Source organism: Actinophytocola sp. (assembly GCF_049647105.1).
In the GTDB taxonomy this organism is placed as follows: Bacteria; Actinomycetota; Actinomycetes; order Mycobacteriales; family Pseudonocardiaceae; genus Actinophytocola.
The window spans coordinates 12,064-32,699 of record NZ_JBARWZ010000121.1 but is presented as its reverse complement, the minus strand read 5'-3'; the positions used below and the strand labels follow the sequence as shown (position 1 = coordinate 32,699).

Here is a 20,636-nt window from a genome sequence, read left to right as displayed (position 1 = left end):
GTACTAGGGTTCCTCCGACGGTGGGTGCGTGGGAGGGGTCCAGGTGGGTGACGGACGACTGGAGATTGACCGCATTTCCAAGCGGTTCGGCGACGTGGTCGCTTTGCGGGACACGACGTTCGACGTCCGCGCGGGAGAGCTGTTCGGTTTCGTCGGCAGCAACGGTGCGGGCAAGACCACGACGATGCGCATCGCGCTCGGCGTGCTCGCCGCGGACTCCGGTGAGGTGCGCTGGGACGGCGAGCGGATCACGCTCGAGACGCGGCGGCACATCGGGTACATGCCCGAGGAGCGCGGGCTCTACCCGAAGATGAAGGTCGGCGAGCAGCTGATCTACCTCGCGCGGATGCACGGCCTCTCCGTGAAGGACGCCAAACGTTCGACGGAGGAGTGGACCGAGCGGCTCGGCGTCGCGCACCGGCTGGGCGACGACGTCCAGAACCTGAGCCTGGGTAACCAGCAGCGTGTGCAGCTCGCGGCCGCGCTGGTGCACAACCCGCGCATCCTCGTGCTGGACGAGCCGTTCTCCGGGCTCGACCCGATCGCCGTCGACGTGATGAGCACAGTGCTGATGGACAAGGCGGCCGACGGCATCCCCGTGGTGTTCTCGAGCCACCAGCTCGAGCTCGTGGAGCGACTCTGTCACCGGGTCGGGATCATCCGAAGTGGACAGATGGTCACGATCGGCGAGGTCGGCGAGCTGCGCTCGAGCGGAGCGGCCGAGCTGGTGGTCGTCGCGCCGAACGCCACCGCGGGCTGGGCGTCCGGGCTTGCCGGGGTCACGGTGCGCGAACAGGACGGCGGCCGCACCGTGCTGGAACTCGGTGACGAGGCCGACGATCAGGCCGTGCTGCGTGCGGCACTGGCGACCGGTCCGGTGACCGAGTTCAGCAGGCGGCGACCGTCGCTGAGCGAGCTGTACCGCGAAGTGGTCACGCACGAGACCGACGACGACGCGGCGCCGGCCGCCGAGCGGAGCGAGGCAGGTGTCACGGCATGAGCACTCCCGACGTCAAGCTGGGGTCGTGGGAGGCGGTGCGGCTCGTCGCGAGCCGTGAGGTCACCACGAAGATGCGGTCGAAGGCGTTCATCATCACGACCATCGCGACACTCGTGCTGCTCATCGGGTTCTCGCTGGTGATGAAGCTGAGCGGCGGGTCGGACGAGATGATCGGCGTCACGCAGGAGACGCAGGCGCTCGCCGAACCGCTGAAGGCGACTGCGGGACAGATCGGGCAGAGCCTCGACACCACGGTCGTGTCCGAGGAGGAGGGCCGCAAGCAGGTCGCCGACGGGACGCTCGACGCACTGATCGTCGGCGGTACCGACGGCCGGCTGCGGGTGGTGGTCGAGAAGGACCTCGACGGCGACCTCGAGAACGCGCTCAACGTGCTCGCCGGTCAGCTCGCGCTCAACCAGGAGATCGTCGACCTCGGTGGCGACCCGGCCGCGGTGCAGTCGTCGGTCGCGGGCGCGACGGTGGAGATCGAACCGCTCGAGGAGCCTTACCCGTATCAGCCGGAGCAGCTGGTGCTTGGCATCATCGCGGGCATCCTGATCTACATGTCGCTGCTGCTGAACGGGCAGTTGGTGGCGCAGGGTGTGGTCGAGGAGAAGTCCAGCCGTGTGGTCGAGCTGCTGCTGTCGACCATCCGGCCGTGGCAGCTGATGGCGGGCAAGGTGCTGGGCATCGGGTTCGTCGGGTTCGTGCAGATGGTCGTGATCGGCGGTGGTGGTCTCGCGGCGGCGCTGGCGCTCGACGTGCTGTCGATATCGGTGTCGGCCGCCGTCGGCACGGTGGTGTGGCTGATCGTCTGGTATCTGCTCGGGTTCATCATGTACTCGCTGGTGTTCGCCGCGCTCGGGGCCTTGGTGTCGCGGCAGGAGGACGTCGGCGGCGTGATCACACCCGCGCTGATGTTCGTCATCGTCGGCTACGTCATCGGCATCTCGGTGCTGCCGTCCGAACCGGACAACACGCTCGCGGAAGTGCTGTCGATCATCCCGGTGTTCGCGCCGACGCTGATGCCGATGCGGCTCGCGATGGGTGGGGTTCCGGCGTGGGAGGCGATCGTCTCGGTTGGGCTCGTCCTCGCGCTGATCCCGTTGCTGGTGTGGCTCGCGGGGCGGATCTACGCGAACGCCGTGATGCGCAGTGGGGCCAAGGTCAAGCTGCGGGACGCGATGCGGCCCGCATAACCGCTGGTCACTTACGGCTACAGGGTAGGATCATTACTGGCAAGTAGAACCCGCATGACGCCCACTGTCGGGGAGGCGTTCGTGATCAAGGTACTGCTCGCGGATGATGAAGATCTCGTCCGCTCAGGACTTCGCACAATTCTGACCAGTGCCGGCGACATAGAAGTCGTCGCCGAGTGTGACGACGGCGTGCATGTCGCCGACGTCGCACGGCAGCATCGACCACACGTCGTGCTGCTCGACATCCGGATGCGTTCGGCCGACGGCATCGTCGCGCTGCGTAAGCTCCGCGCTTTACCGGAGCCACCGGCCGTCTCCATGTTGACCACCTTCGATGTCGACGAGTACGTCCAGGAGGCGTTACGCATCGGCGCGAGCGGCTTCCTGCTGAAGGACACCGAGCCCGCCGTGCTGATCAAGGCCGTGCGTGATCTCGCGCGTGGCGGCGCGGTGCTCGACCCGAAGGTCGCCGCACGAGTGCTGTCCGCGGTTGCGGACGGTGAGCGCGCTGCCGAGCCGGCTCGCCGCCTGCTGGCGTCGTTATCCGACCGGGAGCGGGAGGTCGTCGCGCTCATCGGCCAGGGGATGTCCAACGCGGAGATCGGCAGCGCGTTGCACCTGTCGGAGGCGACGGTCAAGGGGTACGTGTCCGCGGTGCTCGGCAAGATCGGCGCGGTCAACCGGGTGCAGGCGGCGCTCGTCGCCTACCGGGGTGGCCTCATCGCTTGACCTCTACCTTGCTCGAAGTTCGACACTGGCCTCATGCGAGCAGTAGAGGTGACGAAGCACGGCGGACCGCAGGTTCTTGCCGTTCGTGAGGTGCCCGATCCCGTGGCGGGCGCTGGCCAGGTCGTGGTCGAGGTCGCGGCGGTCGACGTGCTGTTCGTCGACACGCGGATCCGCGCGGGCTGGGGCAAGGAGTGGTTCCAGGTCGAGCCGCCTTACGTGCCTGGCAACGGAGTCGCGGGTGTCGTGCGCGAGATCGGCGCGGACGTGGACGGGTCGTGGGCAGGTCGCCGCGTGCTCGCGTACACCGGTGATAACGGCGGCATGTCGCCGACCGGCGGGTACGCCGAGCGTGCGGTGGTGCAGGTGTCCGCGCTCGTGCCCGTGCCGGACCGGCTCGGCCTGCCGGAGGCACTGACACTGCTGCACGACGGTCCGATGGTGGTGGGCACGCTGAAGACCGCGAACGTGCGGCCCGGCGAGCGGGTGTTGATCACCAGCGCGGGCGGCAGTCTGGGCACGCTGCTGGTGCCGATGCTGAAGGCCGAGGGCGCGGTGGTGGTCGGCGCGGCCAAGGGCGCGCGCAAGCTCGACTTCATCCGCGAGTGGGGCGCGGACGAGGCGGTGGACTACTCCGGTCCGGAATGGACCGATCAGGTCGGCGCCGTGGACGTCGTTCTCGACGGGGCGGGCGGGGACATCGGCACGGCCGCGTACCAACTGGTGCGGCCCGGCGGCCGGTTTCTGGCCTACGGCTCGTCCGCGGGCGACTTCGCGAAGACGGAACCCGCGCGCGAGGGCGTGACGGTGGTGCCGATCCTCGACGTCGGTAAGGGCGTCGACCGGCCGATGGCTGTCGTGGAGATGCTCGCGAAGGCGGCGGACGGGTCGATCACGCCGCTGGTGGGGCAGACGTTCCCACTGGACAAGGCGGTGGAGGCGCACGAGGCGATCGAGGCGCGGCGGACGGTGGGGAAGACGCTGCTGCTGCCGTGAGTGCGGCCTCCGGCCCCCGGAATCCAGCGTAACGGCACGCACCGACATTGACGGCTGCCGCGGCCCGGGTTGTCCACAGCGCGGGCGAATCGGCGCGCCCGCCCGCGTCCGGGCGGCCTCCGGCCCCCCGGAATCCAGCGTAGTGGCAGGCACCGACATTCGGCCGTGGTGAGTGGTCGGTTGTCCACAGCGGGGGTGATTGTCCACAGGAACCGTTGCGGGCGAACGGTTTTGTCGGTGCTGTGCCGTAGCGTGGTTCGAGGGGGCCGGAGGCCAGCGCGTCAGCGTTCGCGACCCGGGTGGCTGCGGGACAGGTCAGCGTGAGTCGGTGCCGTTGAGTTGTTTGGTGCCATCGGGGGAGTCTCGCCACTGGGCGAAGGGTTCGTTGAGGCGCCAGCGGGTGCCGTCGTGGTCGAGGACGCGGATCGCGCAGTGTCCTGGGTTCGACAGGGACTCGAAAAGGTCGATGCTCCACACGAACAAGCGGCGGCACAGCAGGCGCATGGTGAGCCCGTGGGAGACGACCACGACGGTGTCCGGGTGCGTCGGGTCCTTGGCGATCCGTGTCTCCAGCTCGTTCAGGAACGACGCCACCCGGTCGTCGACGTCGGCGCCGGACTCGCCGTGGGGCAGGCGGTAGAAGAAGTGGCCGAAGTCGTTGCGGCGCTGCTTCTCCCGCTCCTGTTCCACCGGGTCTTGCAGGTTGCCCCAGTCCTGTTCGCGCAGGCGGGGTTCCGGCACGACGCGTTCGGCGGGCACGTCGAGCAGCGCGAAGGTTCGCTGTGCGCGGACGTACGGGCTGACGTACGCCGCCGCCGGGCCGGGCAGCAGGTCCCGGACCACCTGGCCCGTCGCGCGTGCCTGGGTTTCACCGCGGACAGTCAGTGGCAGGGCGTGGTCCGGGGTTCTCGTATACGCGAGCTCGTCGATGTTTCCGAGGCTCTCCGCGTGCCGCAGCAGGATGATCCGCACGGCGCTATCGTGCCTCGTTCGGAGCTATTACAGTTCGACCGCCGGTCTACCCGAGGAGTGTCACATGATCAAGTATGTCGCGCTGTACAAGCAGCCCGCCAACCCGGAGGCGTTCGAGAAGGCCTACTTCGAGTCGCACAAGCCGCTGATCGACAAGGTTCCCGGGCTGGTCCGTCAGGAGATCGGCAAGGTCACCCGCACGTTCGTGCCCGGGTTCCTCACGGAGAACGAGCCCTACCTGATCGCCGAGCTGTACTTCGAGTCCAAGGACGCCATGAAGGCCGCCTTCGCGTCACCGGAGTGGCAGGTCTCCGGTGCCAACCTCACCGAGATCGGGGGCATGGACCTCGTCGCGATGTTCTCCGCCGAGGTGGTTGAGTGACCCGCACCTCGGCGGTCGTCGGCGGCGGGACGATGGGCGCGGGCATCGCGCACGTACTCCTCGCGGCCGGGGACCGGGTCACCGTCGCCGAGGCCGGGGACGAGCGGGCCGCCGCGGCGCGCGAGGCCGTGGCACGGTCGCTGCACAAGGCGCAGGAGCGCGGGAAGCTCGACGGCACCGCGGACGAGCCGCTGGCGCGGCTGACCGTCGTCGCCGCCGTACAGGAACTCCCACCGGACGCGCAGCTGGTCATCGAGGCCGTGCCAGAGGACGTGCCGCTCAAGCGGCGGGTGCTCGCCGAGGTGCGCGCGGCCTGCCCGGACGCGTTGCTCGCCTCCAACACGTCGTCGCTGTCGGTTCGGCAGCTCGGGGACGACGTCATCGGCATGCACTTCTTCAACCCGGTGCCCGTGCAGACGCTGCTGGAGCTGGTCGTGCACGACGGGCTCGGCGCCGACCAGATCCGCACCGCCAGGGAATGGGCCGAGTCGCTGGGCAAGACCGTCATCGAGGTCCGGGACTCGCCGGGGTTCGCCACCTCCCGGCTGGGCGTGACCGTGGGGCTGGAGGCGATCCGCATGCTCGAGGAGGGCGTCGCGTCCGCTGACGACATCGACACCGGCATGCGGCTGGGGTACGGCTGGCCCATGGGCCCGCTGCGGCTCACCGACCTCGTCGGTCTCGACGTACGCCTCTCCATCGCCGAGCACCTGACCCGTGAGCTGGGCCCGCGCTTCACGCCGCCGGAGCTGCTGCGAAACAAGGTGGCGCGCGGCGAACTCGGTCGCAAGACTGGCCGGGGATTCTTCGACTGGACCTGAGGGAGCACACGTGATCGTCCGTCCGCCGCGCACCGAGGATGACGAGCAGATCTACGAGGTGTCCCGCCTCGCGTTCGGCGGCCCGCGCGAGCCGGCGCCCGCCTACCTGTGGTCTGCCCAGCAGGGCTGGCACGGGCTCGTCGCCGAGCTGGACGACCGGATCGCCGGCACGGTGAAGGTCCGCGACTACCGGCAGTTCTTCGGCGGCGCCGCGGTACCGATGGGTGGTGTCGCGAACGTGGCCGTCTCCCCGGCCGCGCGCGGGCACGGCGTCGCCAACGCGCTGATCGACGCGATCCTGCCCGAGATGCGGGACCGCGGTCAGTGCGTGTCGGCGCTGTACCCGTCGGTGCCGCCGCTCTACCGCGGCCGCGGCTGGGAGCAGACCGGCAACTACGAGCGCGTCACGCTGCGGCCGGAACACTTCACGATGGTGCCGAGGCCGTCGGAACGGCTCGTCATGCGCCGCGCCACCAAGGACGACCTGCCCGCGCTGCACGACTGCTACCTGCGCTTCGCCTCGACCGTCGAGGGCATGCTCGACCGGGCCACCGACTCGTTCCAGCTGGAGAAGCTCCTCGACCTGGACATCGTGGACGTCGTGCCAGGGCAGGACGGCACCGTCCTCGGCTACGTCACCGGTGAGCGGCCGGAGGGCGAGAAGCTCACGGTCCACGACCTCGTGGCCGACGACCTGGAGACCGTGCTCGTCCTGTTCACCAACCTCGCGCGCTGGTCGGGGATCATCAGCGAGATCTCCCTGCGCATCGACGACCCGGCGTGGTGGCAGCTGATCGTGCCGCAGCCGGTGCTGCACGACGTGCGCAACCACCCGTGGATGCTGCGGGTCGTGGACCTGCCTGCCGCCGTCGCCGCGCGTGGCTGGCCGATCGCGGCGCACCTCGCGGACACGAGCGTGGACATCGAGGTGACCGACGAGCACGCGTCGTGGCAGTCCGGCAGGCACCGGCTCGTCGTCGAGGGCGGCAAGGTCAGGTGCGAGCCGGGTGCCGGCAACGGCACAGTGCGGCTGCACGCCCGCGCGCTCGGCCCGTGGTTCGCGGGCTCGGCGGACACCGCGATGCTGCGACGGGCCGGCCTGATCGAGGGCGACGCGACCGCGGCCCGTGTCCTCGATCTCCTGACCGGGGCGCCCCGGCTCCCCCGAATGGCCGATTCGTTCTGAGCTTCTCAGGCGCGTCTCAGCACGGCGCGTAACACTGGCCGCATGCGCATCCTCGTTGTCGACGACGATCGGGCCGTTCGCGAGTCGCTTCGGCGGTCGCTGAAGTTCAACGGCTACGAGGTCGAGGTGGCCGGCGACGGCCAGCAGGCACTCGAGTCGGTGACGAACGCCCGGCCCGACGCCATGGTGCTCGACGTGATGATGCCGCGCCTGGACGGGCTCGAGGTGTGCAGGCGGCTCCGCAGTACCGGCGACGACCTGCCGATCCTCGTGCTGACCGCCCGGGACACGGTGTCCGACCGGGTGTCGGGCCTCGACGCGGGCGCCGACGACTATCTGCCCAAGCCGTTCGCGCTGGAAGAACTGCTGGCCCGCCTGCGTGCCTTGCTGCGCCGCCGCACGTTCGACACCACCGGGCCCGCGCCGCAGACGATGAGCTTCGCCGGGCTGGAGCTGGACCCTGGCACGCGTGACGTCAAGCGCGGCGAGCGACCGATCAGCCTGACCCGCACCGAGTTCGCGCTGCTGGAGCTGCTGCTCGCGCACCCGAAGCAGGTGCTGACCCGCAGCCGCATCCTCGAGGAGGTCTGGGGCTACGACTTCCCGACCTCGGGCAACGCGCTCGAGGTGTACATCGGCTACCTGCGCCGCAAGACGGAGGCCGAGGGCGAACCGAGGCTGATCCACACCGTGCGCGGCATCGGCTACGTGCTCCGGGAGACGCCGCCGTGATGTTGCTGTCCGGACCGCCCGCCGGGAGGAAGCGGGTGTCGCTCCGGTCGCGAGTGACGATGCTCGCGGCCAGCTGTGTGGCGGGCGCGGTGGCTCTGGTGTCCCTGGGGGCGTACTGGACCGTGCGCGAGAACCTGTACGCGCAGCTTGACGAGACCCTGTGGCAGAAGGCGCAGGCCACGGTGCGGAACGAGTGGATCGTGCAGACCCCGTCCGGTGCCCAGCTGCCGGTCGGGCTGCTGGGGCTCTCCGGCGTCGAGGTGGCGCTGGTCGACGACACCGGGCACGTGGCCATCGGCACCGACGAGAGCCTGCCGCCGATCGGTCCCGACGAGGTGGCCGTCGCGAAGGGCGGGAAACCGCACATCCGCACCGACGGGAAGTCCGACTCGCGGGTGGTCGCCGTGCCGTACCAGGGCAACGCGCTGGTGCTGGCGCAGTCGTGGGGGCCTACGAGGAAGCAGCTCTCCGACCTGTCGCTGGTCCTGTTCCTGATCGGCGGCGCTGGCGTGGTGGTCGCGGCCGCCGCCGGCACGGCCGTGGCGAGGACCGGGCTGCGGCCCGTGCAGCGGCTGACCCGCGCGACCGAGCGCGTCGCCCGTACCGGTGACCTGCGACCGATCCAGGTCGACGGCGACGACGAGCTGGCCCGCCTGTCGCACAGCTTCAACGTCATGCTCACCGCGGTCGCGGACGCGCAGAACCGGCAGCGGCAGCTCGTCGCGGACGCCGGGCACGAGCTGCGCACGCCGCTGACCTCGCTGCGCACCAACCTGGAGCTGCTGCTGTCCGCGGAGAAGCCGGACACGCCGCAGCTGTCGGAACTCGACCGGGTGGAGATCCACGAGGACCTGCGCGCGCAGCTGGACGAGCTGACCCAGCTCATCGGCGACCTCGTCGAGCTGGCGCGGGAGGACGCACCCGCGCTCGCGCACGAGCGCGTGGACATGGTCGAGGTCGTCGAGCAGGCGCTCGCCAGGGCGCGACGACGGGCGGGCGACGTGCACTTCGAGGTCGACCTGCAGCCGTGGTTCCTGGTCGGCGAGCCGCACACGCTGGAGCGGGCGGTGCTGAACCTGCTGGACAACGCGGTGAAGTTCAGCCCGGCGGACGGGACCGTGCGGGTCGACCTGCGGCCCGCCGCGCACGGGTACGCGTTCCTGCAGGTCGCCGACGCCGGACCGGGGATCAAGGACTCGGACCTGCCCCACGTGTTCGACCGCTTCTACCGGTCGGACGAGGCCCGCACGCTGCCCGGCTCCGGGCTGGGGCTCGCGATCGTGAAGAGCGCGGTCGAACGGCACGGGGGTGCGGTGTTCGCGGGTAGATCAGCCGACGGCGGGGCACTGATCGCGATGAGACTCCCCGGAAGTTCAGAACCGATTCTGTAGTTCCGCATAGGTTGATCTCAGGCCGTTCTCAGGACCAAGGCGGAAGGTGGGTCACATGAGCGAGGACAACCGGCCCGATGGGGAGCAGCCCACGCCGCGGACGGACAGGGCAAGCCACCCCGCAGAGGTTCCGCAGGGCGACGCGCAGGCCACACAGAACGAGTGGGCGGCGCCGGACGCGCCGCGGGCAGAGACCGCTGCGCCCGCCACTCCGCAGGAGCCGGCGGGATGGGCGGCAGGGGCGGCCACTCCGCAGGCCCATGCGCCGCAGCATGAATGGGCCCGGCCCGCGTACCAGGCCTCGCCACAGAGCCAGTGGGCGGCCGCCCCCACGAACCAGCCGACCCGGGAGCAGGTGCTGTTCGGGTCCGCGGCCGGTGCGCAGGCGCCGCAGACCGGGAACTACCTGCCCAACCCGAACGCGCCGAGCAGGCCGGTGCGGGACGTGCCCGAGCAGCGCCGAGGCCATGGTGCGCTCGTTGCCGGTGTCGCCGTGCTCGCCCTGCTCGTCGGGGGTGGCGCGGGTGCCGTTGGCGGGTATCTCGTCGCCGACAACGCATCGAACGCCCCGATCACCAACGCGCTCGACCAGGAGCCGCCCGCCCAGCAGACCTCCTCGAGTCCTGCCGGGTCGGTCGAGGCGGTGGCGGAGAAGGTCTCGCCAGGTGTGGTGCAGTTGCAGGTACAAGGCCAGTCCTCGGCAGGGGAGGGCTCGGGCTTCATCATCAGCTCCGACGGGCTGATCCTGACCAACAACCACGTGGTCGAGGCCGCCGCGGAAAGCGGCCGGATCTCGGCCGTGTTCTCCGACGGCAGCACCGCCACCGCCACCATCGTCGGCCGGGACCCGACCTCGGACGTCGCCGTGGTGAAGGCCGAGGGCAAGTCGGGGCTGCCGGTCGTGGAGCTGGGCAGTTCCGATGCGCTCAAGGTCGGCCAGGGCGTGGTGGCGATCGGCTCGCCGTTCGAGCTGTCCGGCACCGTCACGTCCGGCATCATCTCCTCGCTGCACCGGCCCACCCGCGCGGGCGGCGAGGACGGCTCGCAGGCGACCGTGCTGGACGCGATCCAGACCGACGCCGCGATCAACCCCGGCAACTCCGGTGGCCCGCTCGTCAACATGCAGGGCCAGATCGTCGGCATCAACTCGGCCATCTACTCGCCGCAGGCGGGTGCCGGTCAGGCCGGCTCGGTCGGCATCGGCTTCGCCATCCCGATCGACCAGGCGCGGCGCACGGCCGACGAGATCGTCGAGACCGGCAAGGCGACGCAGACCGTGCTCGGCGTGAGCGTGCGCGACAACCCCGGGGGCGGCGCGCTGATCGAGGACGTCGTCGCGGGCAGCGCCGGGGAGAAGGCGGGCCTGAAGAAGGGTGACGTCGTCACCAAGCTCGACAGCCGCCGGATCGACACGTCCGACGCGCTCGTCGCCGCGGTTCGCTCCCACGCGCCTGGGGACAAGGTTCAGCTCGAGCTGGAGAACGGCTCACGCACGGTCGACGCGACCCTTGCCGGTCAGACCGTCGAGCCACGATGATGAAACGGGGACCACTCGAGTCCCCACCGGAACGCTCAGCCGCGGGAAGCGGCCGAGATCTACTCCGGCTCGATGCCCCCGAGCCGGGAAGGGCTCCACGTGGGGCTCTGCGCGACGCCGCACGCGGACGGTAAACCCCTCGCTCGCCCGCGTGCGGCGCTCGTCGTCTGGCACACTCCGGCCATGCGGCTCGCCGGGCACGTGATCGTCGAACAGCTTGTCGAGTGCGGTGCTGACCTGGCCTTTTGCGTGCCGGGGGAGAGCTATCTGCCGGTGCTCGACGGGCTGTACACCCACCGCGAGCAGGTCCGGCTGATCACCGCCCGGCAGGAGACCGGGGCCGCGATGATGGCCGCCGCGTACGGGAAGCTCACCGGCAGGCCCGGTATCTGCCTCGTCACCCGGGGGCCCGGCGCCACCAACGCGAGCGGCGGCGTGCACGTCGCACGGCAGGACGCGGCGCCGATGGTGTTGCTCGTCGGGCAGGTGCCGACCGGCAATCGGGACCGGGTGGCGTTCCAGGAAGTCGACGTCCGCGCGATGTTCGCGCCGCTCGCGAAGGCGGTGTTCCGCGTCGACGATCCGGACCGGGCGGCAGAGTTCGTCGCGCGGGCCATGGTGACCGCGGTGTCCGGGGAGCCGGGGCCGGTGGTGCTGGAGCTGCCGGAGGACGTGCTGTCCGCGCAGACCGCGGCGCCGGTCGTGCCGGCCGTGCCGCCGGTGGTGCCCGCGCCGTCGGCGTCGGAGGTCGAGGCGTTCGTGGCCGCGCTGATGGGTGCGGAGCGGCCGTTGCTGGTGGTCGGCGGCACCGGATGGACCCGCGACGCGACCGTCGCGGTGCGGCGGTTCGCCGAGTCGGCCGGGATTCCGCTCGCCACCGCGGTGCGGCACCAGGACCTCGTCGACCACCGCTCACCCGTGTTCGTCGGCACGCTCGGGCTCGGCACCACGCCGGGGCTGTCCGCCGCCGTGGCGGACACCGACGTGCTCGCGTTCGTCGGCACCCGGCCCGACGCGCTGACCGTGGACGACTTCGCGTTGCTCGACGTGCCGGTGCCCACGCAGAAGCTCCTCCATGTGCACCCGGATCCCCTTGTGCCGCACCGCGTGCACCGCGCGGACCTGGCGATCGTCGCCGGTCCCGCGCGGTTCGCCGCCGCGTTGCCGACGGCCGACGGCGACGCGACGCCGTGGCTGTCCCGGCTGCGGGAGAACTACCTTCGCGGACCCGCGCCGTCGGTCGCGACGGAGTTCATGCGGGTGCTGGCGCAGCGGGTGCCCGACCCGGTGATCAGCTCCGGCGCGGGTGCGTACACGGCGTGGCCCCAGCGGCACCACCGGTTCACGACGTTCCCGTCGCACCTCGGTACGCAGTCCGGGTCCATGGGGTTCGGGCTGCCCGCCGCGATCGCCGCGCAGCTCGTGGCGCCGGACCGGCCCTCGGTCGCGTTCGCGGGCGACGGGTGCTTCCTCATGACCGGTCAGGAGCTGTCCACCGCGGTCCGGTACGGGCTGGCGCCACTCGTGGTCGTGGTCAACAACAACTCCTACGGCACGATCCGCGACCATCAGCGGCGCCGGTTCCCCGGCCGCGAGTACGGCACCGACCTGGTGAACCCGGACTTCGCCGCGTACGCGCGGTCGTTCGGCGCGCGCGGCGAACGGGTCCGCACACCGGACGAGTTCGCGGCCGCGCTGGATCGCGTGCTGGGCACCGCCGCCGTGATCGAGATCGAGATCAGCTGACCGCATGTCCCGACGATCTGGTGGGTGGCCGTGAATCAGTCGATCGTGCTCGTCGTGGACGACGACCTGACCGTGCGCGACGTCGTGCGGCGGTACCTGGAGCTGGCCGGGCATCGGGTGGCGCTGGCCGACAACGGTGAGGACGCGCTCGCGTGGATCGCCGGGCACGACCCGGACCTGGTGGTGCTGGACCTGATGCTGCCTGGCATCGACGGGCTCGAGGTGTGCCGCAGGCTGCGGGAGACCAGCGCCGTGCCGGTGGTGATGCTGACCGCCCTCGGCGAGGAGGAGAACCGGATAGCCGGGCTGCAGCTGGGTGCGGACGACTACGTGACGAAGCCGTTCAGCCCGAGGGAACTGGCGCTGCGGGTGTCGTCGGTGCTGCGGCGGTCGGGCCGCTCGGCACCGTCGACGGATGTGGTCGACGGCGACCTGCGCCTCGACGCCGGTGCGCGCCGGGCGACGCTCGCCGGTACCGAGATGCCGCTGACGACCCGCGAGTTCGACCTGCTGGCGTTCCTCATGGCCCACCCCGGCGAGGCGTTCAGCCGTGAGCAGTTGCTGGAGCGGGTGTGGGGCTGGGACTTCGGCGATCAGTCCACTGTGACCGTCCATGTGCGACGGTTGCGGGAGAAGATCGAGAAGACGCCCGCGAAGCCGGTCCGCATCGCGACGGTGTGGGGAGTGGGATACCGCTATGACCGTGCGTGAACAGGCGCAGGGCATGATCGACCCGAATGAGTCGTTCGGGGACATGATCACGCACGCGCTGCACATCGTGCCGGTGGCGCTGGTGCTGGTGCTGCCCGTCGTGGCAGTGGGGACCGCGCTGCTGTACTGGGTGCGCCGCGGCTCGCTGACGACGACGATGACCGTGCTCGTGCTGGTCCCGGTGGTCGCGATGCTGACCGGCGTGCTCGGGGTCAGCGGTTTCATGTTCAACGTGACGCTGACCACCATGGCGCTGGTGTGCCTGCTGGTGCTGCTGGTGACGGTGCCGGTGGCGCTGGTGCTCGGCCGGGCGATCGCGCGGCGCAGCGTGTGGGAACGGGAGGCGCGGGAGCGCGAGCGCGTGGCGGAGGCGTCGCGGCGGGAGCTGGTGGCGTGGATCAGCCACGACCTGCGAACACCGTTGGCCGGCATCCGCGCGATGGCCGAGGCCCTCGCCGACGGGGTCGTGTCGTCGCCGTCGGAGGTGGCGGGCTACGCGAGCCGCATCGGTGGCGAGTCACGGCGCCTGTCGGGGATGGTCGACGATCTCTTCGAACTGTCCCGGATCACCGCCGGTGCGCTGCGGTTGACCATGTCGCAGGTGGCGCTCCGCGAGGTGGTCGGTGATGTGCTGGCCGCGCAAGTGCCGGTGGCACAACGGAAACGGGTGCGGATACTGGCCAACGCCACGACCGCGCCGGTGGTGCTGGGGTCGGACCCGGAACTCGCGCGGGTCGTCCGCAACCTGGTGTCGAACGCGATCCGGCACACGCCACCCGACGGGACGGTGGCGGTGCGGGTGGACGTGGACGGCGACGACGCGGTGCTCGCCGTGGACGACGGGTGCGGTGGTATTCCGGACGGCGAGCTTTCGCGGGTGTTCGATGTCGCGTTCCGGGGGAGCGCCGCGCGGACACCGTCGCAGTCGGGGGACGAGCAGGTTGGCGGTGGGCTGGGGCTCGCCATCGCGAAGGGGCTGGTGGAGGCGCACAAAGGGCGCATCAACGCGCACAACCATGGACCGGGATGCCGCTTCGAGGTGCGATTGCCGTTGGCCTCCGGCCCCCGGATGCCAGCGTAGGCGCCAGGTCGTTGCCGACACGGTGTCTCGCCGGACGGGCAGTTCTCCGGGGCGGCGGGGAGCAGTTCGAGTTCGGGTTGCGTCACCTGCTCGCCGGGCTGGCCGGGTTGCCGATGGCAGGGCGGTGGACACGGCTACGGTGAGCGCATGGAACGGAGCGCGCAACGACTCGGCAGAGCCCTCATCGTGATCGTGGACGACCGGGTGGCGCACGGGGAGCACGAGGACACCGTGGGGCCGCTGGTTACCGAGCTGTTGGAGGAGAACGGGTTCATCGTCGACGGGACCGTCGCGGTGGCTGGGGAGATCGTGGACATCCGCAACGCGCTGAACACCGCGGTGATCGGCGGTGCCGATGTGGTGGTCACCGTCGGCGGCACCGGTGTGTCGCCGCGCGACGTGACCCCGGATGCCACGCAGGGCGTGCTCGACCGGCCGATCCCGGGCATCGCCGAGGCGATCCGGTCGTCCGGGCTCGCCGCGGGCGCGGTGGACGCGGGCATCTCGCGGGGGCTCGTCGGGATCTCCGGCAGCACACTGGTGGTCAACCTGGCCGGTTCGCGTTCGGCGGTGCGCGACGGGATGGCGACGCTGTCCGCGCTCGTGCCCCACGTGATCGACCAGCTGTCGGCACTGGACTGATGCCGGACCGGCCGCGTCGGGACGCCGAGCCCGACCTCGACGAGATCTTCGGCGACGTGCTCCCGTCGACGACGTCCGACGAGCGCGACCCGACACCGCCGGACGACCGCGACGACTGGTACGAGCGGGAACGCCCGCCGCACCACGAGTAGCAGGTGCTGGGGAGGGCTCCTCCCCAGCACCCCGACGTCAGTACGGGCGCTGCCGTGGCATTCCACCCTGGGGTGGCAGCCCGCCCTGTGGGGGCATCCCGCGCTGCGGGCCCTGCTGTCCCACGGGCACACGCTGCTGCTGCTCACGGAGCAGGTCGCGGATCTCGATGAGCAGCTCGACATCGGTCGGCTCGGACGGGCCCGCCTCCTCGCCGCGCCTGCGCCGCTCCTGGATCGTCTTCATGGGCAGCACGATCACGAAGTAGACGACCCCCGCGACGATCAAGAAGTTGATGATCGCGGTGATGATCGCCGCGAAGTCGATGCGGGACGCCTGGTTGCCGCTGACGATCATCCACGAAAGGCCGGATACGTTCGCGCCACCGATGGCCGCGATGAGCGGTTTGATGAAGTGGGTGGCGATGGCGGTCACGATCGCGGTGAACGCGGTGCCGATGATCACCGCGACGGCCAGGTCCAGGACGTTCCCGCGCATGATGAAGTCTTTGAAACCCTTTAACAACGACGGGCTCCTTTCAGGTCGTTTGCCGACGCAGCGTAGTGACCTACGGAGGGTGCCGACCGCCGGGCGCGAACAGACCTCCGCAAGCAGGGGCTGGAGACGGGCAGCGGCAGGCTTGGGTGCCGCTGGGTCAGCGGAGGGTGACCGCCACCGGCTGGCCCAGCGATGCGGCCGCCACCCTGGTCGCTTCCTCCCTCGGCAGCGCCAGCACCACCAGGTGGCCTTCAGCCGCCTTGTCGGCGGGCCTCACCGTCAGCACTGTCGCGTTCGCGGCCAGGACCACCGCTCCGGACGCCGTCTCCGGGGCCACTGTCTCCGGGGCCACCGTCACCACGTCCACGCGTAAGCCTGGGGTCAGCAGCCCTGCCACCGCGGGGTCGGCCAGCCGGAACGGGACGGCCGCCGCCGACGGGTCGCCCGCCGTCAGGCGGGTGTTCTCCGGGCCCACCATGCGTGCGTTCGTCAGTGGTTCGCCCGCCGTGGTCGCGGCCGCCAGCACCCGGCCTGTTGCCTGGCCCGGGTCCGTCAGCGCGGAGCGCGGGCGTAACGACGGGGGCAGCCGTGACACCGTCAGGTCCGCGTCGCGCAGGGTCGTGCCTGGTGCCAGGTCCCGGGACGCAACGAGCATCGGGACGGTGTCCGGTTCGCGGGGTTGCGGGCTGATCGCCAGCACCGCCGCCGCGAGCACGAGCAGTGCAGCCACCAGGCGGCGGATGGCGAGTCTGCGGGGCCAGCCGCGGATGGGGAGCTTCATGGGGCCGACGGTACGGCGGGGACACGACACAACCGCCCGGTTACCGGGCGGTTGTGGATAACTCAGTGAGCTGTGGACAACTTCGTCAGGACGCGACCTTGTCCGTGGAGGACGAGGAGGATGACGACGACGAGGTCGACGTCGAGGCAGGCGTCGTCGCGGGCTTGTCCGAGGTCTTCTTGTCCGAGGTCTTCGTGTCCGAAGACGACTTGTCCGAAGAGGACGAGGTGGCCGCGGTCGCGGGCGACTTGCTCTCCGAGCGGCTGTCGGTCCGGTAGAAGCCGCTGCCCTTGAACACCACGCCCACCGAGCCGTACAGCTTGCGCAGCTTGCCTGCGCACTCCGGGCACTCGGTCAGCGAGGCATCGCTGAACGACTGCACCGCGTCGAAACGGTGGTCGCACGCCGTACACGCGTACTGATAGGTCGGCACGGGTAGCTCCCTCTTCCCCAAGTCACTGGCACTCGTAGCGATGGAGTGCTAACCACAATTCTGCGCCAACGCGGTGCCTGAGCGCAAACGCCCTCAAGCGATTCACACGAAGCGCAGGAGTCCCCGGTTGGGCGTGAGCACCGCGGTCATCCTGATGTCGTGCCGCTCGGTCGGCAGTGTCTCGAAAATCTCCTGGTCACGCACCACGGCGACCAGGTGCGTCCCGGGGGCCGTGTCCGCGAGCGACCGGTCATAGTGACCAGCGCCACGTCCGAGGCGAACACCGTTACGGTCCACCGCCAGCGCGGGCACGAGCACCAGATCGGCGATCCGCAGCGCGAACGACCCCAGCAGCTCGCCGATCGGCTCCCGCAGCCCGTACGGGCCGGGACGCAGCGAGTCCTTGCCCTGGTACCAGCCCCAGTCGAGCGGTCCGTTGCCGGTCACGACCGGGAGCAGGACCCGCGCGCCGAACTCGGCGAGATCCTCCAGCATCTGCGCTGATCCCGGCTCCGAGCCGATCGGGACGTACGCGCACACCGTCTGCCCGGGGCGCACGATGCGACCGCTGGTCAGGTGTGTCGACAGCGAGATGGCCTCGGAGAAACGGACCGCTCCCGGCACCCGTCTCCGTTCGGAGAGCAGCTCCTTGCGCCACCGCCACTTGGTGTGTGCGGCTGACTGACTTGGATCACTCCCAGGCCGGGCCACGACATGAGGTTAGAGTCGCTGTCCATGGCGCAATCCACCGCAGTCACTTCTGGGCACGGCGCGGCCAGGGCCGCAGGCATCCGAACCGCCATCGTTCCGGCCGCTGGCCTGGGCACGAGGTTCCTGCCGACCACCAAATCCGTGCCGAAAGAGCTGCTCCCGGTCGTAGACACGCCCGGCATCGAGCACGTCGCCACCGAGGCCGCGGAAGCCGGCCTCGAACGGCTCGTCATCGTCACCTCGCCCGGCAAGGACGCCGTCGCGCAGTACTTCCGGCCGCAGCCGGAGCTGGAGGAGACGCTCCGGGCCCGTGGCAAGGACGCCCTGCTGAAGAAGGTCCAGAACGCGCCCACCCTGCTGAAGCAGGTCGAGACCGCCATCCAGGACACCGCGCTCGGGCTCGGGCACGCGATCGGCTGCGCGGAGCCCAACCTCGACGACGACGAGCAGGCCGTCGCCGTCCTCCTCCCCGACGACCTCGTGCTGCCCCGCGGCGTGCTCGGCCGCATGATCAACGCCCGCGCCAAGCACGGCGGCACCGTCCTGTGTGCCTTCGACATCCCCCGTGACCAGATCTCCGCCTACGGCGTGTTCGACGTCGAGGACACCGACGACCCCGACGTCAAGAAGGTCATCGGCATGGTGGAGAAGCCGTCCGCCGATGAGGCGCCGTCGACCTTCGCCGCCGCGGGCCGCTACCTGCTGGACCGGGCCGTGTTCGACGCGATCAAGCGCATCGTGCCGGGCGCGGGTGGCGAGCTCCAGATCACCGACGCGATCGCGCTCATGATCAGCGAAGGACACCCCGTGCACGTCGTCGTTCACCGGGGTGGGCGTCACGACCTGGGCAATCCTGGGGGTTTCCTGCGCGCCGCCGTGGACTTTGCGCTCTCTGACCCCGAGTATGGGCCTGATCTGCGCGAGTGGCTGCGCGGGCGTATCGAGGAGTAGCCAAGACACGGTGAGGTCACCGCGATGAGGTCAGTCGACGAGCAGCTCGGGCGGGCGCTCGCCGCCGCAGTCAGGCCTGCGCCGGTGCGTGTGGCCATTTCCGAGGCGCAGGGTTTGCTGTGCGCGGAGGAGGTCGTCGCAGAGCGCGCCTTGCCCGGCTTCGACCAGGCGGCAGTGGACGGCTATGCGGTCCGCAGCGTCGACGTGCAGGCGGCAGGTGCCGACCCGGTGCTGCTGCCGGTCGTCGGCGAGATCACGGCCGGGTCCCGGCAGCCACGCAGACTGCAGCCGGGGCAGGCGGTACGCGTCGTCACCGGCGCGCCCCTGCCCACGCTCGCCGACGCCGTCGTGCCGCTCGGTTACACCGACGGGCACCACGCGCGGGTGACCGTCAAGCAGCCGGTGCCGTCCGCCGCGTTCGTCCGGCGCACCGGTGAGGACGTGCAGACCGGTGACGTCGCCGTGCGCCGAGGATCGGCGATCGGCTCGGCACAGGTCGGGCTGCTCGCCGCCGTCGGCAGGGCCAAGGTGCTCGTGTACCCGCGGCCGAGGGTGTCGATCATCTCGCTCGGCGACGAGCTCGTCGACATCGACCGCACCCCCGGCCAGGGCCAGGTCTACGACGTCAACTCGTACTCGCTCTCGGCCGCCGCACGGGACGCGGGCGCGGAGGTCAACCGCGTCGGCGTCGTCTCGACGGACTCGCGGCGGCTGCGGGAGACCATCGAGGGCAGGCTGCTGCTGAGCGAGATCGTGGTCATCGCGGGCGGGGTCGGGGGCGAGCTGGCGCAGGAGATCCGGTCGTCCCTGTCCGACCTCGGCGACATCGACATGAGCCGTGTCGCCATGCACCCCGGCTCGGTGCAGGGCTTCGGACGGCTCGGCCCGGACGCCGTGCCGACGTTCTTCCTGCCGAGCAACCCGATGAGCGCGCTCATCGTGTTCGAGGCGATGGTGCGCCCGCTGATCCGTGCCGCACAGGGGAAGCGCAACCCGCATCGGCGCCACATCACCGCCCGGCTACTCTCCCCGATCGTGTCGGTCAAGGGACGCCGCGGTTTCCTGCGCGCACAGCTGCTCCGGGACGAGAGCAACGGCGAGTACCTCGCCCAGCCGCTCGGCCAGTCGGGTTCGCACCTACTCGCCGCGCTCGCCGAGGCCAACTGCCTGATCCTCGTGGACGAGGAGACCACCGAGGTCGTCGCGGGCGAAGAGGTCCAGGTCAGTTTCCTGGCCCAACGTGGCTGAGCAGTTGAGCTATGGCCAGGGCCCGGTCGGCCGCCATCCCGGCTGGCCTGCCCACCTCGGACCGCTGCGTGTCCGTGCGGGTGTGCTCGAGGTTCGCAAACCCAAACTCTCCGACGCGGCCGCGTGGAGCCGGATCCGCCGCCGCGACCGGCGGCACCTGGAGGGGTGGGAACCCACCGCGCCCGGCGACTGGGACAACAACAACGCCGCGTTCGCCTGGCCTGCCCAGTGGTCCACGCTCCGCGGTCTCGCGCGGCGCGGCATGTCGCTGCCGTTCGTGATCACCGTCGACGGGGAGCTCGCCGGGCAGGTGACGGTCGGTAACGTCGTCCGCGGCTCGTTGTGCTCGGCGTGGATCGGTTACTGGGTCGGTACGCACGCCGTTGGCGGCGGGGTCGCCTCCTCGGCCGCCGCGCTCGTCGTGGACCACTGCTTCCTCCATGCCGGGCTGCATCGGCTCGAGGCCACCGTGCGGCCGGAGAACGCGCCGAGCATCCGGGTGCTCACCAGGCTCGGATTCCGCCAGGAAGGCCTGTTCCGGCGATATCTCGACGTCGCGGGCGGCTGGCGCGACCACCTCTGCTTCGCACTGACCACAGAGGACGTTCCGAGTGGACTCGTGTCCCGGCTCGTCGCCGAAGGGCACGCTGAGCACCTCTGATCACCCGGACGTGCGTCGGCGCGCCTCCGACACACCTGTGACTGTTGTGACTAACGTGGCACGGGAGTCGTCGCACATAGT

23 protein-coding genes are annotated in these 20,636 nt (G+C 70.6%); 18 read left to right on the top strand and 5 right to left on the bottom strand.

Going from position 1 to position 20,636, the window contains the following annotated elements:
* Positions 1-43: 43 nt before the first annotated feature.
* The 4 genes from WBA97_RS14850 to WBA97_RS14835 all read left to right on the top strand — a co-directional run bounded on the left by WBA97_RS14850 (position 44) and on the right by WBA97_RS14835 (position 3,921).
* On the top strand, positions 44-1,000 hold the full coding sequence (locus WBA97_RS14850; protein WP_424231381.1) for an ABC transporter ATP-binding protein: 957 nt from the start codon (positions 44-46) through the stop codon (positions 998-1,000).
* The gene (locus tag WBA97_RS14845) at positions 997-2,199 is read left to right on the top strand and encodes an ABC transporter permease (protein WP_424231380.1); all 1,203 of its coding nucleotides are present in this window, start codon (positions 997-999) and stop codon (positions 2,197-2,199) included. The genes WBA97_RS14850 and WBA97_RS14845 overlap by 4 nt, the downstream gene beginning before the upstream one ends.
* Positions 2,200-2,280: 81 nt before the next feature.
* Entirely contained in the window at positions 2,281-2,928 is a 648-nt protein-coding gene (locus WBA97_RS14840; protein ID WP_424231438.1) for a response regulator, read from the top strand.
* Between the two features lie 33 nt (positions 2,929-2,961).
* On the top strand, positions 2,962-3,921 hold the full coding sequence (locus WBA97_RS14835; protein WP_424231379.1) for a zinc-binding dehydrogenase: 960 nt from the start codon (positions 2,962-2,964) through the stop codon (positions 3,919-3,921).
* A gap of 315 nt (positions 3,922-4,236) precedes the next feature.
* On the opposite strand, the gene WBA97_RS14830 is transcribed toward WBA97_RS14835, so the two are convergent.
* Positions 4,237-4,893 carry a histidine phosphatase family protein gene (locus WBA97_RS14830; protein ID WP_424231378.1) on the bottom strand — a complete coding sequence of 219 codons (657 nt, stop codon included), beginning with the start codon at positions 4,891-4,893 and terminating at the stop codon, positions 4,237-4,239.
* A gap of 64 nt (positions 4,894-4,957) precedes the next feature.
* Between WBA97_RS14830 and WBA97_RS14825 the strand changes: the two genes are divergently transcribed.
* The 11 genes from WBA97_RS14825 to WBA97_RS14775 all read left to right on the top strand — a co-directional run bounded on the left by WBA97_RS14825 (position 4,958) and on the right by WBA97_RS14775 (position 15,274).
* On the top strand, positions 4,958-5,275 hold the full coding sequence (locus WBA97_RS14825) for an EthD family reductase (protein ID WP_424231377.1): 318 nt from the start codon (positions 4,958-4,960) through the stop codon (positions 5,273-5,275).
* Positions 5,272-6,096 carry a 3-hydroxyacyl-CoA dehydrogenase family protein gene (locus WBA97_RS14820; RefSeq protein ID WP_424231376.1) on the top strand — a complete coding sequence of 275 codons (825 nt, stop codon included), beginning with the start codon at positions 5,272-5,274 and terminating at the stop codon, positions 6,094-6,096. Before WBA97_RS14825 ends, WBA97_RS14820 begins: the two co-directional genes overlap by 4 nt.
* Positions 6,097-6,106: 10 nt before the next feature.
* Positions 6,107-7,282, top strand: coding sequence for a GNAT family N-acetyltransferase (locus WBA97_RS14815; RefSeq protein ID WP_424231375.1), 1,176 nt, complete (start codon positions 6,107-6,109; stop codon positions 7,280-7,282).
* A gap of 42 nt (positions 7,283-7,324) precedes the next feature.
* Positions 7,325-8,014 (top strand): response regulator transcription factor, encoded by a 690-nt coding sequence (locus WBA97_RS14810; RefSeq protein WP_424231374.1) that lies wholly within the window; start codon positions 7,325-7,327, stop codon positions 8,012-8,014.
* Positions 8,014-9,405, top strand: a complete 1,392-nt coding sequence (locus WBA97_RS14805; RefSeq protein WP_424231437.1) for a sensor histidine kinase — start codon at positions 8,014-8,016, stop codon at positions 9,403-9,405. Before WBA97_RS14810 ends, WBA97_RS14805 begins: the two co-directional genes overlap by 1 nt.
* A 55-nt stretch (positions 9,406-9,460) precedes the next feature.
* A complete protein-coding gene (locus tag WBA97_RS14800) occupies positions 9,461-10,942 on the top strand; it encodes a trypsin-like peptidase domain-containing protein (RefSeq protein ID WP_424231373.1) in 1,482 nt (493 codons plus the stop codon).
* A 183-nt stretch (positions 10,943-11,125) separates the two neighbouring features.
* On the top strand, positions 11,126-12,688 hold the full coding sequence (locus tag WBA97_RS14795; protein ID WP_424231372.1) for a thiamine pyrophosphate-dependent enzyme: 1,563 nt from the start codon (positions 11,126-11,128) through the stop codon (positions 12,686-12,688).
* Between the two features lie 24 nt (positions 12,689-12,712).
* Positions 12,713-13,399, top strand: a complete 687-nt coding sequence (locus WBA97_RS14790) for a response regulator transcription factor (protein WP_424231371.1) — start codon at positions 12,713-12,715, stop codon at positions 13,397-13,399.
* A 13-nt stretch (positions 13,400-13,412) separates the two neighbouring features.
* A complete protein-coding gene (locus WBA97_RS14785) occupies positions 13,413-14,480 on the top strand; it encodes a sensor histidine kinase (RefSeq protein WP_424231436.1) in 1,068 nt (355 codons plus the stop codon).
* Between the two features lie 147 nt (positions 14,481-14,627).
* Complete coding sequence (locus tag WBA97_RS14780; protein WP_424231370.1) at positions 14,628-15,122, top strand: MogA/MoaB family molybdenum cofactor biosynthesis protein; 495 nt, start codon at positions 14,628-14,630, stop codon at positions 15,120-15,122.
* Positions 15,122-15,274, top strand: a complete 153-nt coding sequence (locus tag WBA97_RS14775) for a hypothetical protein (RefSeq protein ID WP_424231369.1) — start codon at positions 15,122-15,124, stop codon at positions 15,272-15,274. Before WBA97_RS14780 ends, WBA97_RS14775 begins: the two co-directional genes overlap by 1 nt.
* Positions 15,275-15,311: 37 nt before the next feature.
* On the opposite strand, the gene mscL is transcribed toward WBA97_RS14775, so the two are convergent.
* The 4 genes from mscL to WBA97_RS14755 all read right to left on the bottom strand — a co-directional run bounded on the left by mscL (position 15,312) and on the right by WBA97_RS14755 (position 17,695).
* A complete protein-coding gene (mscL, locus tag WBA97_RS14770) occupies positions 15,312-15,797 on the bottom strand; it encodes a large-conductance mechanosensitive channel protein MscL (protein ID WP_424231368.1) in 486 nt (161 codons plus the stop codon).
* A 130-nt stretch (positions 15,798-15,927) separates the two neighbouring features.
* Positions 15,928-16,551, bottom strand: a complete 624-nt coding sequence (gene cpaB, locus WBA97_RS14765; RefSeq protein ID WP_424231367.1) for a Flp pilus assembly protein CpaB — start codon at positions 16,549-16,551, stop codon at positions 15,928-15,930.
* 85 nt (positions 16,552-16,636) lie between these two features.
* Complete coding sequence (locus WBA97_RS14760) at positions 16,637-16,984, bottom strand: FmdB family zinc ribbon protein (protein WP_424231366.1); 348 nt, start codon at positions 16,982-16,984, stop codon at positions 16,637-16,639.
* A gap of 102 nt (positions 16,985-17,086) precedes the next feature.
* The gene (locus WBA97_RS14755; protein ID WP_424231365.1) at positions 17,087-17,695 is read right to left on the bottom strand and encodes a 5-formyltetrahydrofolate cyclo-ligase; all 609 of its coding nucleotides are present in this window, start codon (positions 17,693-17,695) and stop codon (positions 17,087-17,089) included.
* 24 nt (positions 17,696-17,719) lie between these two features.
* Here WBA97_RS14755 and WBA97_RS14750 point away from each other — a divergent pair, with 24 nt between their 5' ends.
* Genes WBA97_RS14750 through WBA97_RS14740 form a run of 3 tightly spaced genes read left to right on the top strand, consistent with a single transcriptional unit; the run spans position 17,720 to position 20,555 of the window.
* Positions 17,720-18,646 carry a UTP--glucose-1-phosphate uridylyltransferase gene (locus WBA97_RS14750; protein ID WP_424231364.1) on the top strand — a complete coding sequence of 309 codons (927 nt, stop codon included), beginning with the start codon at positions 17,720-17,722 and terminating at the stop codon, positions 18,644-18,646.
* 24 nt (positions 18,647-18,670) lie between these two features.
* Positions 18,671-19,894 carry a gephyrin-like molybdotransferase Glp gene (gene glp, locus WBA97_RS14745; RefSeq protein WP_424231363.1) on the top strand — a complete coding sequence of 408 codons (1,224 nt, stop codon included), beginning with the start codon at positions 18,671-18,673 and terminating at the stop codon, positions 19,892-19,894.
* Entirely contained in the window at positions 19,887-20,555 is a 669-nt protein-coding gene (locus WBA97_RS14740) for a GNAT family N-acetyltransferase (RefSeq protein ID WP_424231362.1), read from the top strand. The genes glp and WBA97_RS14740 overlap by 8 nt, the downstream gene beginning before the upstream one ends.
* Positions 20,556-20,636: the final 81 nt, after the last annotated feature.